The following is a 17231-nucleotide window of genomic DNA, read 5'->3' as shown; positions in this document are numbered from 1 at the left end:
TTGAGTTTAAAGGAATTAAACCATTGCGTGTGAACCGAATTTTTATTAAGCAACTGAAGTAAGCAAGATGATTAGTCAAAACAGGACTATTCAAGGAGGATGTCTTTTGATTGAGCGGAGGAGTCATGACCGAAAAACCACAGCTTATAAACTGCTCATTTCCAAATGAAGCATCTTTGTACATGGCTTACATGCCTTTTGTGAAAGGTGGCGGTCTTTTTATAAGAACTCAACACGTTTATTCTCTAGGGCAGTCGCTTGAATTATCTGTTAAATTGCTTAATGAAAATGAACCATATTTGGTCACTGGTAAAATAGTCTGGATTACTCCTAAAGGTGCACAAGGTAATAAGCCCCCAGGAGTTGGTATTCAATTTACCGGTGAAAACAGTCGTTATCTATGTAACAAGATAGAAACTTATTTGGCAGGAGTGCTAAAATCATGTCAGGTTACAGATACTATTTAGAATTATCATTTATTATATAATGAGCAGTATTTTCATTGTGGGGAATAAAGGTGCTGGTCGACTCTCATTGTCATTTAAATTTTATCGATTTGACGCATTTTAATCATGATCTTGCTCAGGTAATCAATCAGGCTCGCGAGAATGGGGTGGAACATTTCTTGTCTGTTTGTGTTGAGTTGAGCGATTATCCTCAATTAGAGCGTTTAGCTAAGGATTATCCTGATATTAGCATTTCTGTTGGAGTGCATCCGAATAGTGAAATGAATTATCCTGTTACGGCACAGATGTTATGTGAATTGGCTCAAAACCCTGCCTGCATTGCCATAGGAGAAACAGGACTTGATTATTATCGTAATCCCACTGAAGAAGCTCAATCTTTGCAACGAGATCGCTTCAGAGAACATATCAAGGCCGCACTTATAACTTCCAAGCCATTAATTATTCATACGCGGCAAGCAGCTGAAGATACTTTGCTGATGATGGCTGAGGAAGAGGCTAGTCAGATAGGTGGTGTCATGCATTGTTTTGCTGAAGACTTGGATATTGCGCAAAGAGCAATTGATTTGAATTTTTATATATCATTTTCTGGGATAGTCACTTTTAAAAATGCTGTTTCCTTACAAGAAGTAGCGAGAGAGATACCTTTAGAGAGGATATTGATAGAGACAGATTCACCTTATTTGGCCCCTGTTCCACATAGAGGAAAACAAAATCATCCCGCCTTAGTGAAACATGTTGCAGAAACTATCGCGCAACTCAGAGGAATGGAATTCCAAGAGATAGCAGAAATCACTACAAACAATTTTTACAATTGTTTTAATATCAAACGACAAGCATAAATAGCTGGCAAAGGGTGGTTCTCAGCTTAACTTATCATTTTTTAAACTAGAAATAGGCAGCGCTCCTATGAACACAATGCAATCATCTGTTTGCATCTGTGATTGCATAATGCAAACCTGAATTGTTGACAGTAAAAACCTCTATGAATCACTTTGCTATCAAACAAAAATTACTGCTGAAGGCTAATCAAATCATGTTCAATGAACCGTAGTTTCTGAAAGCTGCTGTGTAAGGCGAGTTATTATTCAAAAAGGTATGATCTTGCGCTGTCCGTTACTAGTAAATTTCATTAGCTCGCTACGAAAATTAATGATCAAATAATAAATAAATTATATTAATTTAATTTATTTTGTATTATAATTGATACAAATTGTATTTGTATTGGATATCCACACTATGCCAAAATTTAAACCTACTATTAAAGAATTAAGACTGATTGATTTGGCTTCCAGAGGGCTTATTCAAACTATAAATAAAGAATTCATAAAATCAGCATCAGACAGCAATGATATTCGACCTGAAGCAATTAACGAAGCTATAAAGGTAGCAATCAGTTCAGCATCTGACGTGTTAAATGAAGGGGCTGATAAGCGATTGAAAATTGTTGTGATGTTATGCAACTTAAAATGGGAAGATCATTATCAAAATCAACATATTGTAAACAATGCTTTTAAGCAGGCAGTAGAAACTAATTACAGTGAGCTTGTTATAGCTCTTTGCAACTTGGTTGCTCCAGCAAGTCAACCAAGTCAAAAAATGGTAAACGAGGCTTTAGTACGAGAAGCAGAAAAAGCAATTAAAACCAATAATTGGAAATTTGTGATAGCTCTTTGCAACTTAACTGCCCCAGCACGTCAACCAAGTCAAAAAATAATCAATGCAATCCTAGACGCAGCATTATCAAATGCGGAGAGCTATGAAAATAAAGGTGATATACAATCATCTTCTAAAGCATGGGAGGCAGTAAAAGCCATTGCGAGCTTACAACCGCCTGCTATTGTACCTGATAAAAATCTATTAGATAATGCATTAAGGCAATTAGCAAAAGTTCCACAGATACGAGCTGATAAGAAATTAATTAACTTCGCCTACAATGGGGAGTGGGTAAAGGTTTTAAATTATTTTATTCAACAGCAAGGAGATAAACCTTCCCATACCGCAATGAATACTGTATTAACATTGGCAGTATCGGACCCCGATAATAAATGGGAGGTTTTTAAGGCACTTTGTTCTCTGCAGCAACCTGACTCAAAGACAGCTGGTAATTTGCTGCAAATTGTAGCAGGAAAAGGAAGACTTGATGTTATCCAAATGCTTTGTAATTTAGATGACAAAAATGTACCTAATATATATTACGTTAAAAATGCGTTACAAGTTGCAAAAAATGCAGGATACCCAGAAATAACCAGATATCTTTCTTTTGAAATGATTCGCCAAACCCTCGCAACAAAAGATAATTTAGCTCTTACACAGGCCATACTTCAAGACTATGCTAATCATGCTTTCGTTGGAAGTAGTTTGTTTAGTAGCCAAGTAAGATCGGTAAAAACTCTTCTTTCACAGTTAAAACGTACTGCAGTACAAGAAAATGGAGAAGATGCTAGAAATCAAGTGGTTATTGAGATCATAGAAAGCTTAAAAGCCATTATGGGGGATAATCAGGACTTGATCAGTCGTGTTGATTACATTGATAGCCATTGCAGCAAAAAGGCCCAAGGTCTTGATTCATCGCTTGTTGCTAAACTTTGATAAAATACAAATAAACTTTAGGAACGTTGTCTAATAATTTTTTGCTTGTGAATAAAGGTTTTAGTAGTATTTATCAATTCTATTTTAAATTTAGAGTAATTAATGAGTTTATACATCGGTTTGATGTCAGGTACCAGTATGGATGGAATTGATACTGCCTTACTGGAGCTTCCTTCCAATCAATTGATTCACGGGATTACTAAACAATATAGAGATGATGTCAGGAGAAATCTTGATGATTTAATTATGGGTAATCATTTAACCCTGGCTTCGATTTGCCAACTGAACACGCTAATTGGCAGGGAGTTTGCAGAAGCAGTTCGCCAACTCTTGAATGAAATAAAAGTGCATTCAAAAGAAATTCAGGCCATTGGTAGTCATGGTCAAACTGTCTGTCATGATACAAGTGGAAATATCCCGTATACTTTGCAGCTTGGTTGTGGCCATACGATTTCTTCTTTAACTGGCATTACCGTTGTAGCAGATTTTAGAACAAGAGATTTGGTGAATGGTGGTCAAGGTGCGCCTTTTGCTCCCCTTTACCATCAACAGATATTTTCTAAAGTGAATGAGTCTGTTGCTGTTGTTAACATCGGTGGTATTGCTAATGTTACCTTTATTGCAAAGAATCAAATGACTAGAGGTTGGGATACAGGGCCTGGAAATTGTCTGATGGATGCCTGGATTTATAAAAATAAAGGAGTCCTTTTTGATAAAAGTGGGGTTTGGGCGAGCCAAGGTCAAGTAATTCATCCTCTACTTGAATATTTGTTACAAGATCCATTTTTCCATTTGGATTCACCTAAAAGCATAGGCAAAGAATATTTTTCTTTATCCTGGCTACAAAAACATTTAAAAACAGATTACACACCAGCTGATATTCAGGCTACTTTGTTGGCGCTTACAGCCCATACGATAGCTGAAACAATATTAAATGAATCAGGAGAAATTAAACAATTATATCTCTGTGGAGGCGGAGCCCATAATACGCATTTGAAAGAGAATTTAGCTCGTCTACTGCCTGGGATAGCAGTAAAAAGCATAGCAGAGCTAGGGATTAGTCCTGATTATCTTGAGGCAATGATGTTTGCATGGTTAGCAGCACAGACGATTAATCAAATGCCAGTTAATTTAACATCAATAACTGGAGCTAAAGGTATTGCAATTTTAGGTGCAGTGTATCCTATAATAAAATCATATTGACAAACTAAAGAATCATAAGGTTTAATTTCATAAAAATTAACAGAGTGATTTTAAATTGACCGCACATTACAACGTCGCTTCAAACAGTGGAGCAAGAAATACACTTGCAACGTCTTATTTTATTTTTTTTCTAGCCGCTTCATTTTACTTGTATGAATTCATACTACAAGTAGCACCAAGCGTTATGGCAGAGTCGATGATGAAAACTTTTGGGGTGACGGGTCAAGGCTTTGGTGTCATTTCAGCTTTTTATTTTTATGCTTATGCCCCTACACAATTGCCAGCAGGAGTATTATACGATAGATATGGGCCACGCAAGTTAATGACTTTTGCAATCGTTTTGTGTGCATTTGGTTCTGCCTTTTTTGCTTCCACTGACAGTGTATTTACAGCTTGCATAGGCCGATTTTTGATCGGAATAGGCTCTGCGTTTTCTTTTATCGGTGTTTTGGTCCTTATTTCACGCTGGTTTCCCCCTTATTATTTTGCAATTCTAGCAGGGGTAGCGCAGTTGATGAGTTCAGTCGGCGCTATGTTTGGTGAAATGCCTTTGGCAGCTTTAATTGATCTGGTTGGATGGAGAAGTGCGAGTTTTATTTTAGCGGGTGTTGGATTTCTTTTGGCTATTTTATTTTGGGTATTTATTCGAGATTATCCTCATCAGCAAAATCAGACAATCCCCGATCATTATTTAAGAGATGAATGGAAGCGCTTAGTAGCTGTCTGTAAACATGCTTATACATGGATTATCGGGGGTTATGCTTTTGCAATTTGGACTCCTATTGCAGTATTTGCTGCACTTTGGGGGGTTCCTTTTTTACAGGAAAAATTTCAAGTAAGCGTAGTGGCTGCCTCAGGTTTATGCAGTATGATTTGGCTAGGCATTGGTGTTGGTAGTCCCTTGTTAGGTTGGTTGAGTGATAAATTGGAGAGTCGTCGTATTGCATTGATTATCAGTGCGGTTTTAGGGTTGATTGCTACTCTGATTATCCTTTATTGGTCTGAGTTATCTTATAATTGGGCTTATGTTGTCTTGTTCGTTTTAGGATTAGGTGCTGGAGGACAGACGGTAAGTTTTGCAGTAGTTAAAGAAAATAATACCCCAGAATTAGTTGGCACAGCATCTGGTTTTAATAATTTGTCTGTATTAATTGGTGGGGCCATTTTCCAGCCACTCGTTGGCTATATCTTGCAACAGATAGGATCATGGCGAATTGTCAATGGTGCTCATGTATACAGTATATCGAGTTATCAGACTGCTTTGCTCGTTATGCCGATATGCTTCCTGGCTAGTTTGCTTATTGCCACTTTTTTGCTTAAGGAATCACATCCTGCGCGCAGAGATTAATAACAGATTTATCAATTCAATTTTGCGTTATTGACCTAAAACAAAGGAATCAGGTTATGTAAATGTGGCTTGTTCTTATGAGTTAGCCACATTACTATTTGCTTCATCATGAATTTCAGATTTCTTGGGAGTCCCTATAAAAAAAGTTAAACCGATAAAGATTAAAAATAATAATCCAACGGCATTACAATAGAGGGCGAAATGCAGATTATTGTGATGTTGATAAAACAGGTTAGCTATTTCTATTCCAATAGCCCCAATGATCATAATACTTAGGCTGATTAATGCCGAGGCTGTACCTTTGCTTACAGCGGTTACAAATAAACAATACCTGTTCAAGGGGGCATTAATTACACTCAGCGAGAAAAAGTAAATTATGATTCCCGGGATCAAATACACATAATTATTGCCATAAAAATAAGGGAGGAGAGCTGTCAGAGCAAGTCCCACAACCATTATGATACAACCTATAAAAATAATTCTCTCGATTTTATATTTGTAAGTTAAATGATGTAAACACCAGTTTCCTAAAATTGTTGCCCCGAAGATAGGTAGTTGCCAAAGGCCATATTGAATCACAGTTAATTTTGCTTCAGCAATTAATATGATTGGCGCGAGCGCAATCCAGGCGATGCATGGGATCCCTACCAGACCTTCAGCAATTGCACTATAACAAAAGGCCTGATTAGATAATAACGTTTTATAATTTCGGGTTATAGCGTTCAGTGCGAACGGTGTTTTAGGTATAATCTGGCCGTCTCTTTTTACCTGGCCTATGGGTTCTGGCATAAACCGCCATAATCCCCAATAAGCTAAAAGAGCACCCAAAGCAATAATAATAAAAATCAAACGCCAGGACGCATAATGAATGATTATAGCTCCCAATAGTGGCCCTAATAATGGGGCTAATATTGCGGCATTAGCCATGATAGCAATTAATCGGATAGCGTCCATTTCTTCAAATATTTCTTGAATTGTGGCATAGCCTATAACGCCAATGAAACACAATCCCATTCCCTGAAAAAACCGGGCGATTAAAAACTGATTCATGGAGTGTGAGCTTGCGATCAAAAGAGTGAACAGAAAAAATAAGCATGATCCTATTAACATCATAGGTCTTCTGCCATAAGCATCTGATAGTGGGCCAAGTATGAGCTGCAAACTGGCCCCTCCGAGGACATAGACAGTTAGAGAGGTGGCAACAACACTTTCATGCGCGTTGAATGATTTAACAACATTGATCATACCTGGCATGATCATGTCATTGGCTATATAAGTCAAAAACTCGTATAAAACCAGGAAGCAAGCAAAGATAATGGCCTGTCTGTATGAAATTTTAATTAGTGGCTCAGACATAGCATTAAACCTGAATCAATCGTTTCTAAAAGGCGGTCTGTCAGTATATACATTTATTTCATAATTTGGTAGAAAATCTGATAAATGTTTTGGTAAGTGACATAAAATCTGCCATATACTGAGAATAAATCTTTACAATAGCAACTGCCACTTAAAGTTTGTTTACGGCAAGTCCACCATTTGATAAGATTTGCTTACTTCTAAAATCTGCTTCTTATGATCTGATCAGTATGCCCAAAGAAAAAGTCGTTATTATTATCCCTACCTACAATGAAGAAGATAATATTTCTAATACGATTGATTTGATTCTTCAGGAGACTTGCTCACTCGCAGATTATCAGGTTGACATTCTTGTATTTGATAGTCACTCCACAGATTCTACAGCCCATATAGTTCGAAAGCTAACTTATACCTCTCAACGTGTTCATTTTGCACAAGAACCACAGAAAACTGGACTTGGTTCCGCTTACCTGCAAGCTATGAGAATTGCAATAAATGAGTTAAATGCAGATGTTGTATTTGAGTTTGATGCAGATGGTTCTCATCAACCTTGTTATATTGCTCCCATGTTAGAGCTACTTAAACAGCATGATGTAGTTGTGGGGAGCCGATATATTTCAGGGGGAAGGATTCCCTCAAACTGGGCATTCCATCGTAAATTATTATCTGTGGGAGGTAATTGGGTTGCTCGTATGTTATTAACTGGAAAATATAAAGATCTTACTTCTGGTTTAAGGGCAATACGTACTAATCTGCTAAAGAAACTATTGCCTTCAAACTTCCTATCCAATAATTACGCGTATAAACTTGAGTTATACTGGCTTTTACACAAGGCAAAAGCCAGGATCGTTGAATTTCCTATCCAATTTATTGATAGAGAAAAAGGGAAAAGTAAATTACCTAAAAACAGTATGATTGACACCTTACGTGTTCTTTTTACCCTTCGCTTCAGAGAATTACGCCAGTACCTAACTATGTGCTGTGTTGGCTCCATCGGTGCATTGATTCAATTCAGCTTATACAATTGGTTGCGCAGTTCGAACTATTCCGCTCTGATATCCAGCCAAGTTGCTATCACTGCTGCTATTATATCCAATTTTATTTTTCACCATTCCATTACATTCAAACAAAAAACTGACTTCCGGATAACTAAAACAACGTTTAGCCGTTTTACACAATTTATTATTTATTCCACATTTATGGTTTATTTTCAAAGCCTATGGGTTCATATTTTTGTCCATTCCTTTGGACAAGGTGTTTTGAAAGAAAATATCATTGTAGCCTCAGGCTTGGGCATTGGATCTATTATCAATTACCTGTTTTATTCAAATATTATTTGGTCATCAAAAGGCGCTCATTCTCTCAATTCAAACTCTTCTAAAGAAACTCAAATTTGAAAGCATAAGTGTAATGAGATTGGATAAACTAAACCCTCAATAAAAGCATTTTTTACAAAGAGATTGGGGGTATAACTCCTGTTTCATTTAAGTATCCAGCTTATTACTGCACCAATAGGCGTAAATGATTGGCTTACCTTTTTCATCAAAAGTAGCCGGCAAATTTAATGATTGACACTGGGCAAAGTATTTTTTAACACATGATAATCTATCAAATGTATCGATATATAGCACTTCGCCAAGGGTATTCAGATTAGGTGACCAATACCCGTATTGATTTTGCATTGAACCGCAGTCAAAGGTAAAAATTGTTGGTTTATTTTTAAGAAAAAACAGCATGCGTGCCTCAAACCATCCTGGGGTTATGACTATGCTTGGGAGTTTATCATTAGACTGATTAATTTGTTGTATCGATTGATAATAAGCCAGTTTTTTTGAATACCCAAAACTGAAAAGAGTGGTATTGTCCATCAAAATGATTCCACTGGTAAGAGTGTAGAATACAATTAATAAATAAGTAGAATTACGATAAGCCCACTCTTGATAGCAATAACCAGCTAATAAGCTGGCAGTAATTATGTATTGGCTCAACCAATATCCTCTTATCGTGGCTTTGCTGGCGACAAATAAATAGAAAAGACTAAATGTTACGCAAATAATGAGGCACAAATAAAATACAGGAGATTTTCTAGGCGTCCCTTTGGATAGATATAACGCTGGTGGAATGAATAAAAAGTTAATTGCAGGGAGGAAAATACTAAAAAAGGCATGCAAGACACTCCCCATCGCATGATGAGTATTTTGCGTTTGATGAGTACTTAACTGGTAGCGAATGGATACCCAATCATGTTGAACATTCCATAGGATAACCGGGCTAAAGACAATGATTGCCAGGGTTAATGCCAAATAAAAATGCCTGGATTTAAAAAGTCGTCTATAGGGTGTTGCAACCAAAAAAATAAGTAAGGCCAGCACGAGAACAACACCTGAGTATTTGGATAAAAGCATAAGGCCTATACTCAAGCCTATGTAATACAGATCGTGGTTTCGATTAAACTGGATATACCTTATTGTAAAGTAAAGAGTTAATGCCCAAAAAAGGGTTAAAGGTGTGTCATAAGTAGTTTGATTGATCAAATCTAAAGTGACTAATGGTGAGAATAACCAAATCAAAACCGTAACATAACTGGCTTCCTTATTAAGGCATAATCTTGCTGTTTTATAAATTATAAAACTGGTCAAGGCAGTAGAAACTATAGTAACCAGGTTTAAAGCAAAGAGAGTATCTCCAAATAAAAGTGTGGCTATGCGGATAAAGTAGGCAATCATGGGAGAACCATCATAGTATGATAGAGCCAAATGCCTACTCCAATCCCAGTAATAATAACTATCTAATCCAAGGAGGTGAATTGGTGCAATTAATAGAATGAGTAGAAAATAGAGGCTAATGTAGCGATTCATGTGCAAAAACATTCAGTATTCCCAGGAAAGTAATGATGAATTGTATGTTATTTTATTATCAGTTTTTATATAATGCATTCAGTTTTATCATTAATTAATAAATGACATTTATGAAATTATATTTTTTTGGTGATGATAATAATAAACCCAAATTAAGCGAACATTTAATCATTTACATACTCAGTTTGCTAGATCCCAAGTCTCAGTCTGTTGCTTCTTTAGTGAATAAAGACTGGTCTCGGCTGGTTCAATTGACACGGCAATACCTGTCTATGTTACCGGTGATTCATCGAATACCTTTATTTGCGAATTTGGGTCTTGACGTTTTGAAATTAAAATTAATGACAGGTGGTATGACGAATTCCACATTTAGGCTAAGAATCAAAAATGCACCTGAGAAATGGGTTATGCGGATTCCTGGAATAGGCTCTTCAGCATTTATAACCAGAAGAGATGAAGCCCACAATGCTAAACAAGCCGAAAAACTTGGACTGAATGTTCCAATAGCTTTCTTTGATCCAAAAGATGGGCTGCAGGTAACGCGCTTTATAGAAGGAGTACATTCTCTGGATGATCAAGCTTTGGCCCGCAAGGAAATTCTGCATGAGGTAGCATCTATGATGAGAAGACTTCATAAATCTCCTCCCTTTAATAATAACACGCTTTTTTTTGAGCGAAATGAAGAGTTATTGGATTTATTAAAACGAAAACCCTTTAATTTCCCAGGGGAAATAGAATTTATTGAGCAACAAATGAAAAATCTAAAGGAGATTTTTTCTTCTTATCGTATTCAGCAATTTCCTTGCCACAATGATACAACGCCACTTAATTTTATCTTGTCCGAAAATCCAGAAATCAAGGGTTCTGAAAAGATTCATCAGATTGATTGGGAATATTCAAGTAATAATGATTTTATTTGGGATTTGGTTTATTTTATGGTTGAGGCCAAGCTAAACCGTGAACAACAGCTTATTTTGTTGAAAGCTTACTTTAATACAGAAGAGCTGAGTGGCTCTCTGTTGGCATGGATAGAGGTTTATAAACCCATCATTGAGTGGTGGATAACCATTTGGTCATGGACACAATTGGCAAATGGAGCTAATGCAGTTGATTTGAGTTCTTATGAGCAACTTGGGCTTGAAAGGTATCATAACACCTTAATTCACTTGAAAAGTGAGGGCTATGTCAAAGCCTTGGCACTGATTGAAACAGATAGTCATAGCCTGACTTTTACGGGGCAGAGACCTTTTTAGCGGTCGCCATTATCTAGACAGGACAACTCGTTTACAGTGACGATTAAGATCTTCAGAGCATTTTTTTGAGAAATTCCTGTAAATGCATCTTGTCTTTCTCAGCACCTAAATAGTTTTTGAGTTGTGCTATGTTTCTGTCATAACCTTCCTGGCTAATTGTGCCACGCATCAGCTCAAATCTTAAATATACACAATAGGTGTTGAGTACGTCTGTTTCACAATAATCTCTTATTTCTTTCAATTGGCCTGCCTGGTATTGTTCCCAAACTTTAGAGCCACTCATTCCCATTTTTCCAGGGAAACCTAACATGGTTGAAATGTCATCAAGAGGGGCAAATGCTCTGTTCTGATATCCTGCAAGAACATCCATTAGATCAATATGTCGGTAGTGAAAACGGCTTAGATAATTGTTCCATTTAAAGGTTTGTTGATTTTCCCCTGTCTCCCAATAAGTGGGCGCACTAATACTATGGTATAGGGATCGGTAATGCAGTACAGGAAGATCAAAACCGCTCCCATTCCAGCTCACCAGGGTGGGTGTATGTTTGTCAATTCCAGCAAAAAAACGAGTTATTAATTCTTTTTCATCAGAATTTTCATCGCCAAGAGACCATACTTTTATTTGATTTCCATGACTGATTACCACTGATATAGCGCAGATTTTTTGTAAGTAATGAGGCAAAAAATCATTGCCTGCTTTCTCACGCCTTAAGGCAAACATAGCGCATGCTGTATCTTTATCTGATAAGCCATCAAGTGCAAAAAGCTTTCGCCCTGACTCAATATCTGGGATTGTTTCAATATCAAAAACAAGTATTGTCATAATTTGTTGGTCCAGTTCGGTCTTAATTCTTATTTTTGCAAATTTGCTTGAAACTATCGCCAAGTTTCGGATTTGTCAAAATCACAATTGGGATATCTGATTGATTCTATCATGTGAAGGAATAGAAGTAACTTTAAATGGCATAGATTGTATGCAGTATATTTGATACAATATTTTTTAAATTGATACCTTATATCGTAGCATTGATATTCAATACTGCAGGATGAGTTTTTTATCATTAAATCATGAAGATTCGATTTACTTTACTTTGTTTTAGCATTTTTCTTACGGGCTGCGTCAGTAAACCTCCAGCAGACATTAATAATATTTGTAATATATTTAAACAATATCCGAAATGGTATGTGGATTCAAAAGATGTTGAGCGACGCTGGAAGGTTCCGGTTCCGGTCCAAATGGCAATTATTCATCAAGAATCAAAATTTAATGCTCGAGCTAGGCCACCAAGAACCAAACTGTTATGGATAATTCCATGGACAAGGCCATCAACAGCTTACGGATATACTCAAGCGTTGCGTTCGACTTGGGACAATTATAAACGCACCAATGGATGGTTTTGGTCATCACGTGACGATTTTGGAGATGGTGTTGATTTTATAGGATGGTATGCTAACCAGGCAAATATTAAGGCAGGTATTCCCCGAACAGATACTTACTCACTTTATTTGGCTTATCATGAAGGGATCGGCGGTTATCAAAGGAAAACCTATTTGAAAAAACCATGGTTAATTTCTGTAGCGCGCAAAGTGAAGGCTAAATCACAACTTTATGCAATGCAGCTCAATTCTTGTCAAGGTTCGTTGAAGTCACGTTCCTGGTGGTAATTAAGATAGCCTAATTATGTTCTTGCCAGTGGAAATAAAGTCAGACTTGGACCATATATGATTTTGTGTGTTTATAATAATCGCTATAACACGAAGTCAATCTTAAGTAAGGTATACATTTCTATTTTTAAATAGAAAATCGGGTAAAATCCTGTTTATTTAACAGAATAAAGCTTGAAAAGAAAAGGTGAGTGATGGTCTGCTCATGATGAGCCTACTCAATCCTTATAGTCTTAAAAAACCTGTTTTTTGAGCTGCTCATTTGTTTTTTTAAGACTATGCATGACCAAAATTATTTGTCAATGTGCACTAAATAATTATAAAATTTTATAGTGCTACTATGTTACTATATTCGAAAGTATATAATGATTACGAATTATTTAAGGAGTTTTGGATGCGATTAATGCTTTTAGGTGGACCGGGCGCCGGCAAAGGAACCCAAGCTTCACTTTTAATTAACCGTTATAAAATTCCTCAAATTTCTACCGGTGACATGCTGCGTGCGGCCATAGCAAAAGGTACGCCCTTAGGATTAAGTGCCCAAAAAATCATGGAATCAGGTGGGTTGGTATCTGATGATATTATTATCGGGTTAGTGAAGGAAAGACTAAAAAACCCTGATTGTGATAGAGGATTCCTGTTTGATGGTTTTCCAAGAACATTGGTTCAGGCCGAAGCTTTAAAAGATGCAGAAATCCATTTGGATCATGTGATAGAAATAGCCGTCGATGACGAAGAAATAATTGAACGCATTAGCGGGCGACGCATTCACCAGCCTTCTGGTAGGGTTTATCACGTTGTGAATCAACCGCCGAAAAATCCGGGTGTAGATGACATCACAGGTGAGCCTCTGATTCAACGTGATGATGATAAAGAAGAAACCATACGTAAGCGCTTACAGGTTTACCATAGCCAAACAGCGCCATTGGTGCAATATTATAAGGAATGGGCTGAATCTGGCTCTAAAGAAGCTCCAAAATTTCACACTATTAGTGGTACAGGTACAGTAGAGCAAATATTTGACAACATCGTAACGATACTCGAAACTTAGGAGTTAACATGCCGACCCAGACTATTAACAGCGCTGAATTTGAATCATTAATTAATGACAATGAGATAGTTTTTATTGATTTCTGGGCTGAGTGGTGTGCTCCCTGTAAGCAATTTTCAAAAGTATATGAGCAAGTTTCCGATCAATTTCCAGCTATTAAATTTGTTAAAGTTAACATTGAAGAGCAACAAGAGTTAGCAGATTTTTTCGAGATCCGATCCATCCCTCATCTTATGGTTTTCAAAGACAGTATTGTTATTTATTCTGATGCTGGAAGCATACCCGAGTCCACTTTAAAAGAATTGGCGCAACAAGCACTTGATGCTGATGTTAGTGAAATACGAGCTCAGCTTGAGCAGAAGGATAAGTAGATATACTAGCCAGATAATCCGCAAGTTCTTTTTTACTGGCATTATCCATAGTAAGGCCGAGCTTAGTGCGGCGGTTAAGTATATCATCACAATAATTCGCCCACTCCTCTAAAATAAGATAATCTACTTCCACCTGGTAGAGTGATGGGCCATATTTTTTCCCCATTGCTTCCATATTGTTGCATTGCGAAAGAAAAATTTCAGTATAACAACCATAGGTATTGAGGTAGCGATTTAATAGTTCATCATCCAGCCAATGATATTTTGTTTTGGCGTAATTGACATATTGAGTAAAACTCATATCCGCTAAAGTTGCCCCCGGTAAGGGCGTGTGTTGTGTTTTTGATGGCTTCATTTGTGGAAATACAGGGGTAAGTTGATCTACAACTTCTTCAGCCAACTGCCTGTAAGTGGTTATTTTTCCTCCAAAAATTGTAATAATGGGAGCTGGGGAGTGGTTAAACTCATAGGAATAGTCACGACTTAATGATTTGACTTCCTTGCTATCATCAGCTAATAAAGGCCTAATACCACTCCAGGAATGGACTACATCTTCTTTAGTTATTTTAACCTTGAAGTAGGCATTTACCAATTCAATTAAATAGTCAATTTCTTCTTCGCCAATCTCTATGTGGTTAAGATCTCCAGTATAGTGGATATCGGTGGTTCCAATCATACTAAAGCCATGATAGGGGATAACAAAAATAACCCGCTGATCATTATGTTGCAAGAAATAGGCATGATTTCCCTCAAAAAGTTTGGGGACGATAATATGGCTACCTTTAACCAGGGTAATATCTTTTTGGATAGGTGTATGAGTTAATTGGGCAATGGATTGCACCCATGGTCCTGTGGCATTAATGATGCTTTTAGCATAAGCTTTATAACTCTGCCCTTTGGTGGGCTGGATAGTTAAATGCCATATGTTATTGATTACCTCAGCACAGGTTACTTTGGCATGTGGCCTTATGCTTGCGCCATGATTTTTGGCTTGTATGGCATTAAGAATGGTTAAGCGAGCATCATCCGTGGCGGCATCATAGAAAAGAAAACCGCGATTTAGCTCCTCTTTTAGTGGCGTAAAATAATTATTCTTATTATTTCTGTGGATCGATCTGGATTTGGGTAAATGATTTTTTCGACTGAGATGATCGTAAAAAAATAAACCTAACCTCAATAACCATGAGGGGCGCATGTGTTTTAAGTAGGGCAAAACAAAAGATTGGGAATGGACTAAATGGGGAGCCAAATTGAGAAGGGTTTGACGTTCCTGGAGTGCTTTTTTGACTAAACCAAATTCATAATGCTCTAAATACCTTAAACCACCATGAATTAATTTTGTGCTACTTGATGAGGTTTTCGAAGCCAGATCGTCCTGTTCGAAGAGTATCACAGACAGACCTCTTAATGCTGCATCTGCAGCGCAGCCGCAGCCATTGATGCCTCCACCAATAATTGCAACATCAAAAACCTGATCCATGTTTTTATCTCCGAAAAAAGATTACACTCAATATATATAAATATAGAGGGATTTTATAATAATGAACTATATACTAGCTATTGACCAGGGAACAAGTAGTACTCGCGCGATGATCTACACCCTTCAAGGTGATTTAATCGCAAATAGTCAGTATCCTCTTACTCAATATTACCCCAATTTGGGTTGGGTAGAACACGATCCTGAGGAAATATGGCAAAAAACTCTGAATGCGATGAGGGATGTCGTATCTCAAGTTCAAGGAAAAGCAATTTTATGCTGTGGCCTTACCAACCAACGGGAAACTACTCTGATTTGGAACAAAAAAACAGGGGAATGCCTCGCGCCAGCAATTGTGTGGCAAGATAGACGTACGGAAGAGTTTTGTTATTCATTGTCTGAATACTCGTCAATGATACAAGAGAAAACCGGATTGCTTCCTGATCCCTATTTTTCAGCGAGCAAGTTAAACTGGTTACTAAAGAATAATGCTCAAGCTCAATCACTAATTAATCAAGGGGATTTGGCATTTGGGACAATAGACAGTTTTTTAATATGGCGCATGACTAAAGGTGCCAGTCATGCTACCGATATCACCAACGCATCCAGAACTATGCTGTTTAATATTCATGATGAAAAATGGGATAAACAGCTACTTGAACTTTTTTCTATTTCAGAATCGATATTACCAGAGGTTTACTCCAGTGATAATCATTTTGGGGTGATAGATAAAGAATGGCTGGGAGTAGAAATACCAATTACCGGGGTTGCAGGTGATCAACAAGCCGCTTTAATTGGTCAAGGTTGTTTTAATGGCGGAATGGTTAAAGCTACTTTTGGTACCGGGGGATTTTTATTGCTCAATACAGGTGATAAACCAGTTTTCTCAAAGCATAAATTGTTGACTACTATTGCCTATAGAATTAAAGAAAAAACAGCTTATGGTTTGGAGGGTAGTATTTATCATGCCGGAACAACTGTTAAATGGTTACGCGATGAAATGAAGTTGATATCTCATTCTGCTGAAACTGAAGTATTGGCACAAAGTCTTGATAGCAATAATGGTGTATATCTTGTTTCATCTTTTACTGGTCTTGGAGCACCTCATTGGTTATCAATAACAGGAACGGCTATTATTGGTGTATCCCGTTCAACGAATAGAGCGCATTTTGCCAGAGCCGCCCTGGAAGGAGTTTGTTATCAAACACGTGATGTATTAACCTGTATGAGAGATGATAGTCAATTGGATTTGACTTTATTAAGAGCGGATGGAGGGATGGCAGTAAACCAATGGTTTCTACAATTTATGGCTGATCAATGTCAGTTGACAATTCAAAAACCCAAGGACATTGAAACGACTGCCAAAGGGGCAGCAGTATTAGCCGCAATAGGTTCTGGTCTATTTGATTCAGTTTCTTCAGCAAATAAGGTATGGGACGTTGAGAACGAGTTTCAGCCATCTAGGGAAAGAGAGGTAGTTGAAAAAGATTTTCGTGGCTGGTTAGAGGCGTTGGCAATGGTTAAAGCAAGGCACGCATAGGCTAGTCTTATATTTAAATTGGTGCGATTAAATTAGATCGCAGTAGCTCGTAT

General features: G+C 37.3%; 15 protein-coding genes. 11 read left to right on the top strand and 4 right to left on the bottom strand.

Annotated elements, in window-relative coordinates:
• Positions 1–125 precede the first annotated feature (125 nt).
• From OQI99_RS05570 to OQI99_RS05550, 5 genes are all read left to right on the top strand, one after another.
• Positions 126–467: a PilZ domain-containing protein gene (locus OQI99_RS05570; protein WP_061514082.1), complete on the top strand. Its 342-nt coding sequence runs from the start codon at positions 126–128 to the stop codon at positions 465–467.
• A gap of 50 nt (positions 468–517) precedes the next feature.
• Positions 518–1306, top strand: coding sequence for a TatD family hydrolase (locus OQI99_RS05565; protein WP_061514081.1), 789 nt, complete (start codon positions 518–520; stop codon positions 1304–1306).
• A gap of 568 nt (positions 1307–1874) precedes the next feature.
• Positions 1875–3056 carry a hypothetical protein gene (locus tag OQI99_RS05560; RefSeq protein WP_265731469.1) on the top strand — a complete coding sequence of 394 codons (1182 nt, stop codon included), beginning with the start codon at positions 1875–1877 and terminating at the stop codon, positions 3054–3056.
• 102 nt (positions 3057–3158) lie between these two features.
• Entirely contained in the window at positions 3159–4259 is a 1101-nt protein-coding gene (locus OQI99_RS05555) for an anhydro-N-acetylmuramic acid kinase (RefSeq protein ID WP_061514079.1), read from the top strand.
• 55 nt (positions 4260–4314) lie between these two features.
• Positions 4315–5607 carry an MFS transporter gene (locus tag OQI99_RS05550; RefSeq protein WP_061514078.1) on the top strand — a complete coding sequence of 431 codons (1293 nt, stop codon included), beginning with the start codon at positions 4315–4317 and terminating at the stop codon, positions 5605–5607.
• Positions 5608–5682: 75 nt separating this feature from the next.
• Here OQI99_RS05550 and OQI99_RS05545 read toward each other — a convergent pair whose 3' ends face one another.
• A complete protein-coding gene (locus OQI99_RS05545; protein ID WP_061514077.1) occupies positions 5683–6963 on the bottom strand; it encodes an MFS transporter in 1281 nt (426 codons plus the stop codon).
• Between the two features lie 230 nt (positions 6964–7193).
• Between OQI99_RS05545 and OQI99_RS05540 the strand changes: the two genes are divergently transcribed.
• A complete protein-coding gene (locus OQI99_RS05540) occupies positions 7194–8360 on the top strand; it encodes a glycosyltransferase family 2 protein (protein WP_061514076.1) in 1167 nt (388 codons plus the stop codon).
• Between the two features lie 87 nt (positions 8361–8447).
• Here OQI99_RS05540 and OQI99_RS05535 read toward each other — a convergent pair whose 3' ends face one another.
• Complete coding sequence (locus OQI99_RS05535; RefSeq protein WP_061514075.1) at positions 8448–9833, bottom strand: glycosyltransferase family 39 protein; 1386 nt, start codon at positions 9831–9833, stop codon at positions 8448–8450.
• Positions 9834–9931: 98 nt separating this feature from the next.
• Here OQI99_RS05535 and OQI99_RS05530 point away from each other — a divergent pair, with 98 nt between their 5' ends.
• On the top strand, positions 9932–11074 hold the full coding sequence (locus OQI99_RS05530; protein WP_061514074.1) for a phosphotransferase family protein: 1143 nt from the start codon (positions 9932–9934) through the stop codon (positions 11072–11074).
• A gap of 52 nt (positions 11075–11126) precedes the next feature.
• On the opposite strand, the gene OQI99_RS05525 is transcribed toward OQI99_RS05530, so the two are convergent.
• Entirely contained in the window at positions 11127–11897 is a 771-nt protein-coding gene (locus OQI99_RS05525) for a 3'-5' exonuclease (protein WP_061514073.1), read from the bottom strand.
• A gap of 245 nt (positions 11898–12142) precedes the next feature.
• Between OQI99_RS05525 and OQI99_RS05520 the strand changes: the two genes are divergently transcribed.
• The 3 genes from OQI99_RS05520 to OQI99_RS05510 all read left to right on the top strand — a co-directional run bounded on the left by OQI99_RS05520 (position 12143) and on the right by OQI99_RS05510 (position 14161).
• Positions 12143–12739: a transglycosylase SLT domain-containing protein gene (locus OQI99_RS05520; protein ID WP_027224940.1), complete on the top strand. Its 597-nt coding sequence runs from the start codon at positions 12143–12145 to the stop codon at positions 12737–12739.
• 394 nt (positions 12740–13133) lie between these two features.
• Positions 13134–13790, top strand: coding sequence for an adenylate kinase (gene adk, locus OQI99_RS05515; RefSeq protein ID WP_011946427.1), 657 nt, complete (start codon positions 13134–13136; stop codon positions 13788–13790).
• A gap of 8 nt (positions 13791–13798) precedes the next feature.
• Positions 13799–14161: a thioredoxin family protein gene (locus OQI99_RS05510; RefSeq protein WP_010947141.1), complete on the top strand. Its 363-nt coding sequence runs from the start codon at positions 13799–13801 to the stop codon at positions 14159–14161.
• Here the strand turns inward: OQI99_RS05510 and glpD are convergent.
• Entirely contained in the window at positions 14121–15641 is a 1521-nt protein-coding gene (glpD, locus tag OQI99_RS05505; protein ID WP_061514072.1) for a glycerol-3-phosphate dehydrogenase, read from the bottom strand. The two genes, OQI99_RS05510 and glpD, sit on opposite strands and share 41 nt — an antisense overlap.
• 61 nt (positions 15642–15702) lie before the next feature.
• Here glpD and glpK point away from each other — a divergent pair, with 61 nt between their 5' ends.
• Positions 15703–17178, top strand: a complete 1476-nt coding sequence (gene glpK / locus OQI99_RS05500; protein ID WP_061514071.1) for a glycerol kinase GlpK — start codon at positions 15703–15705, stop codon at positions 17176–17178.
• Positions 17179–17231: the final 53 nt, after the last annotated feature.

The organism is Legionella sp. PATHC039 (assembly GCF_026191275.1).
In the GTDB taxonomy this organism is placed as follows: Bacteria; Pseudomonadota; Gammaproteobacteria; order Legionellales; family Legionellaceae; genus Legionella; species Legionella pneumophila.
The sequence above is the reverse complement of the archived record's forward strand: the minus strand, read 5'-3'. Positions and strand labels throughout refer to the sequence as shown.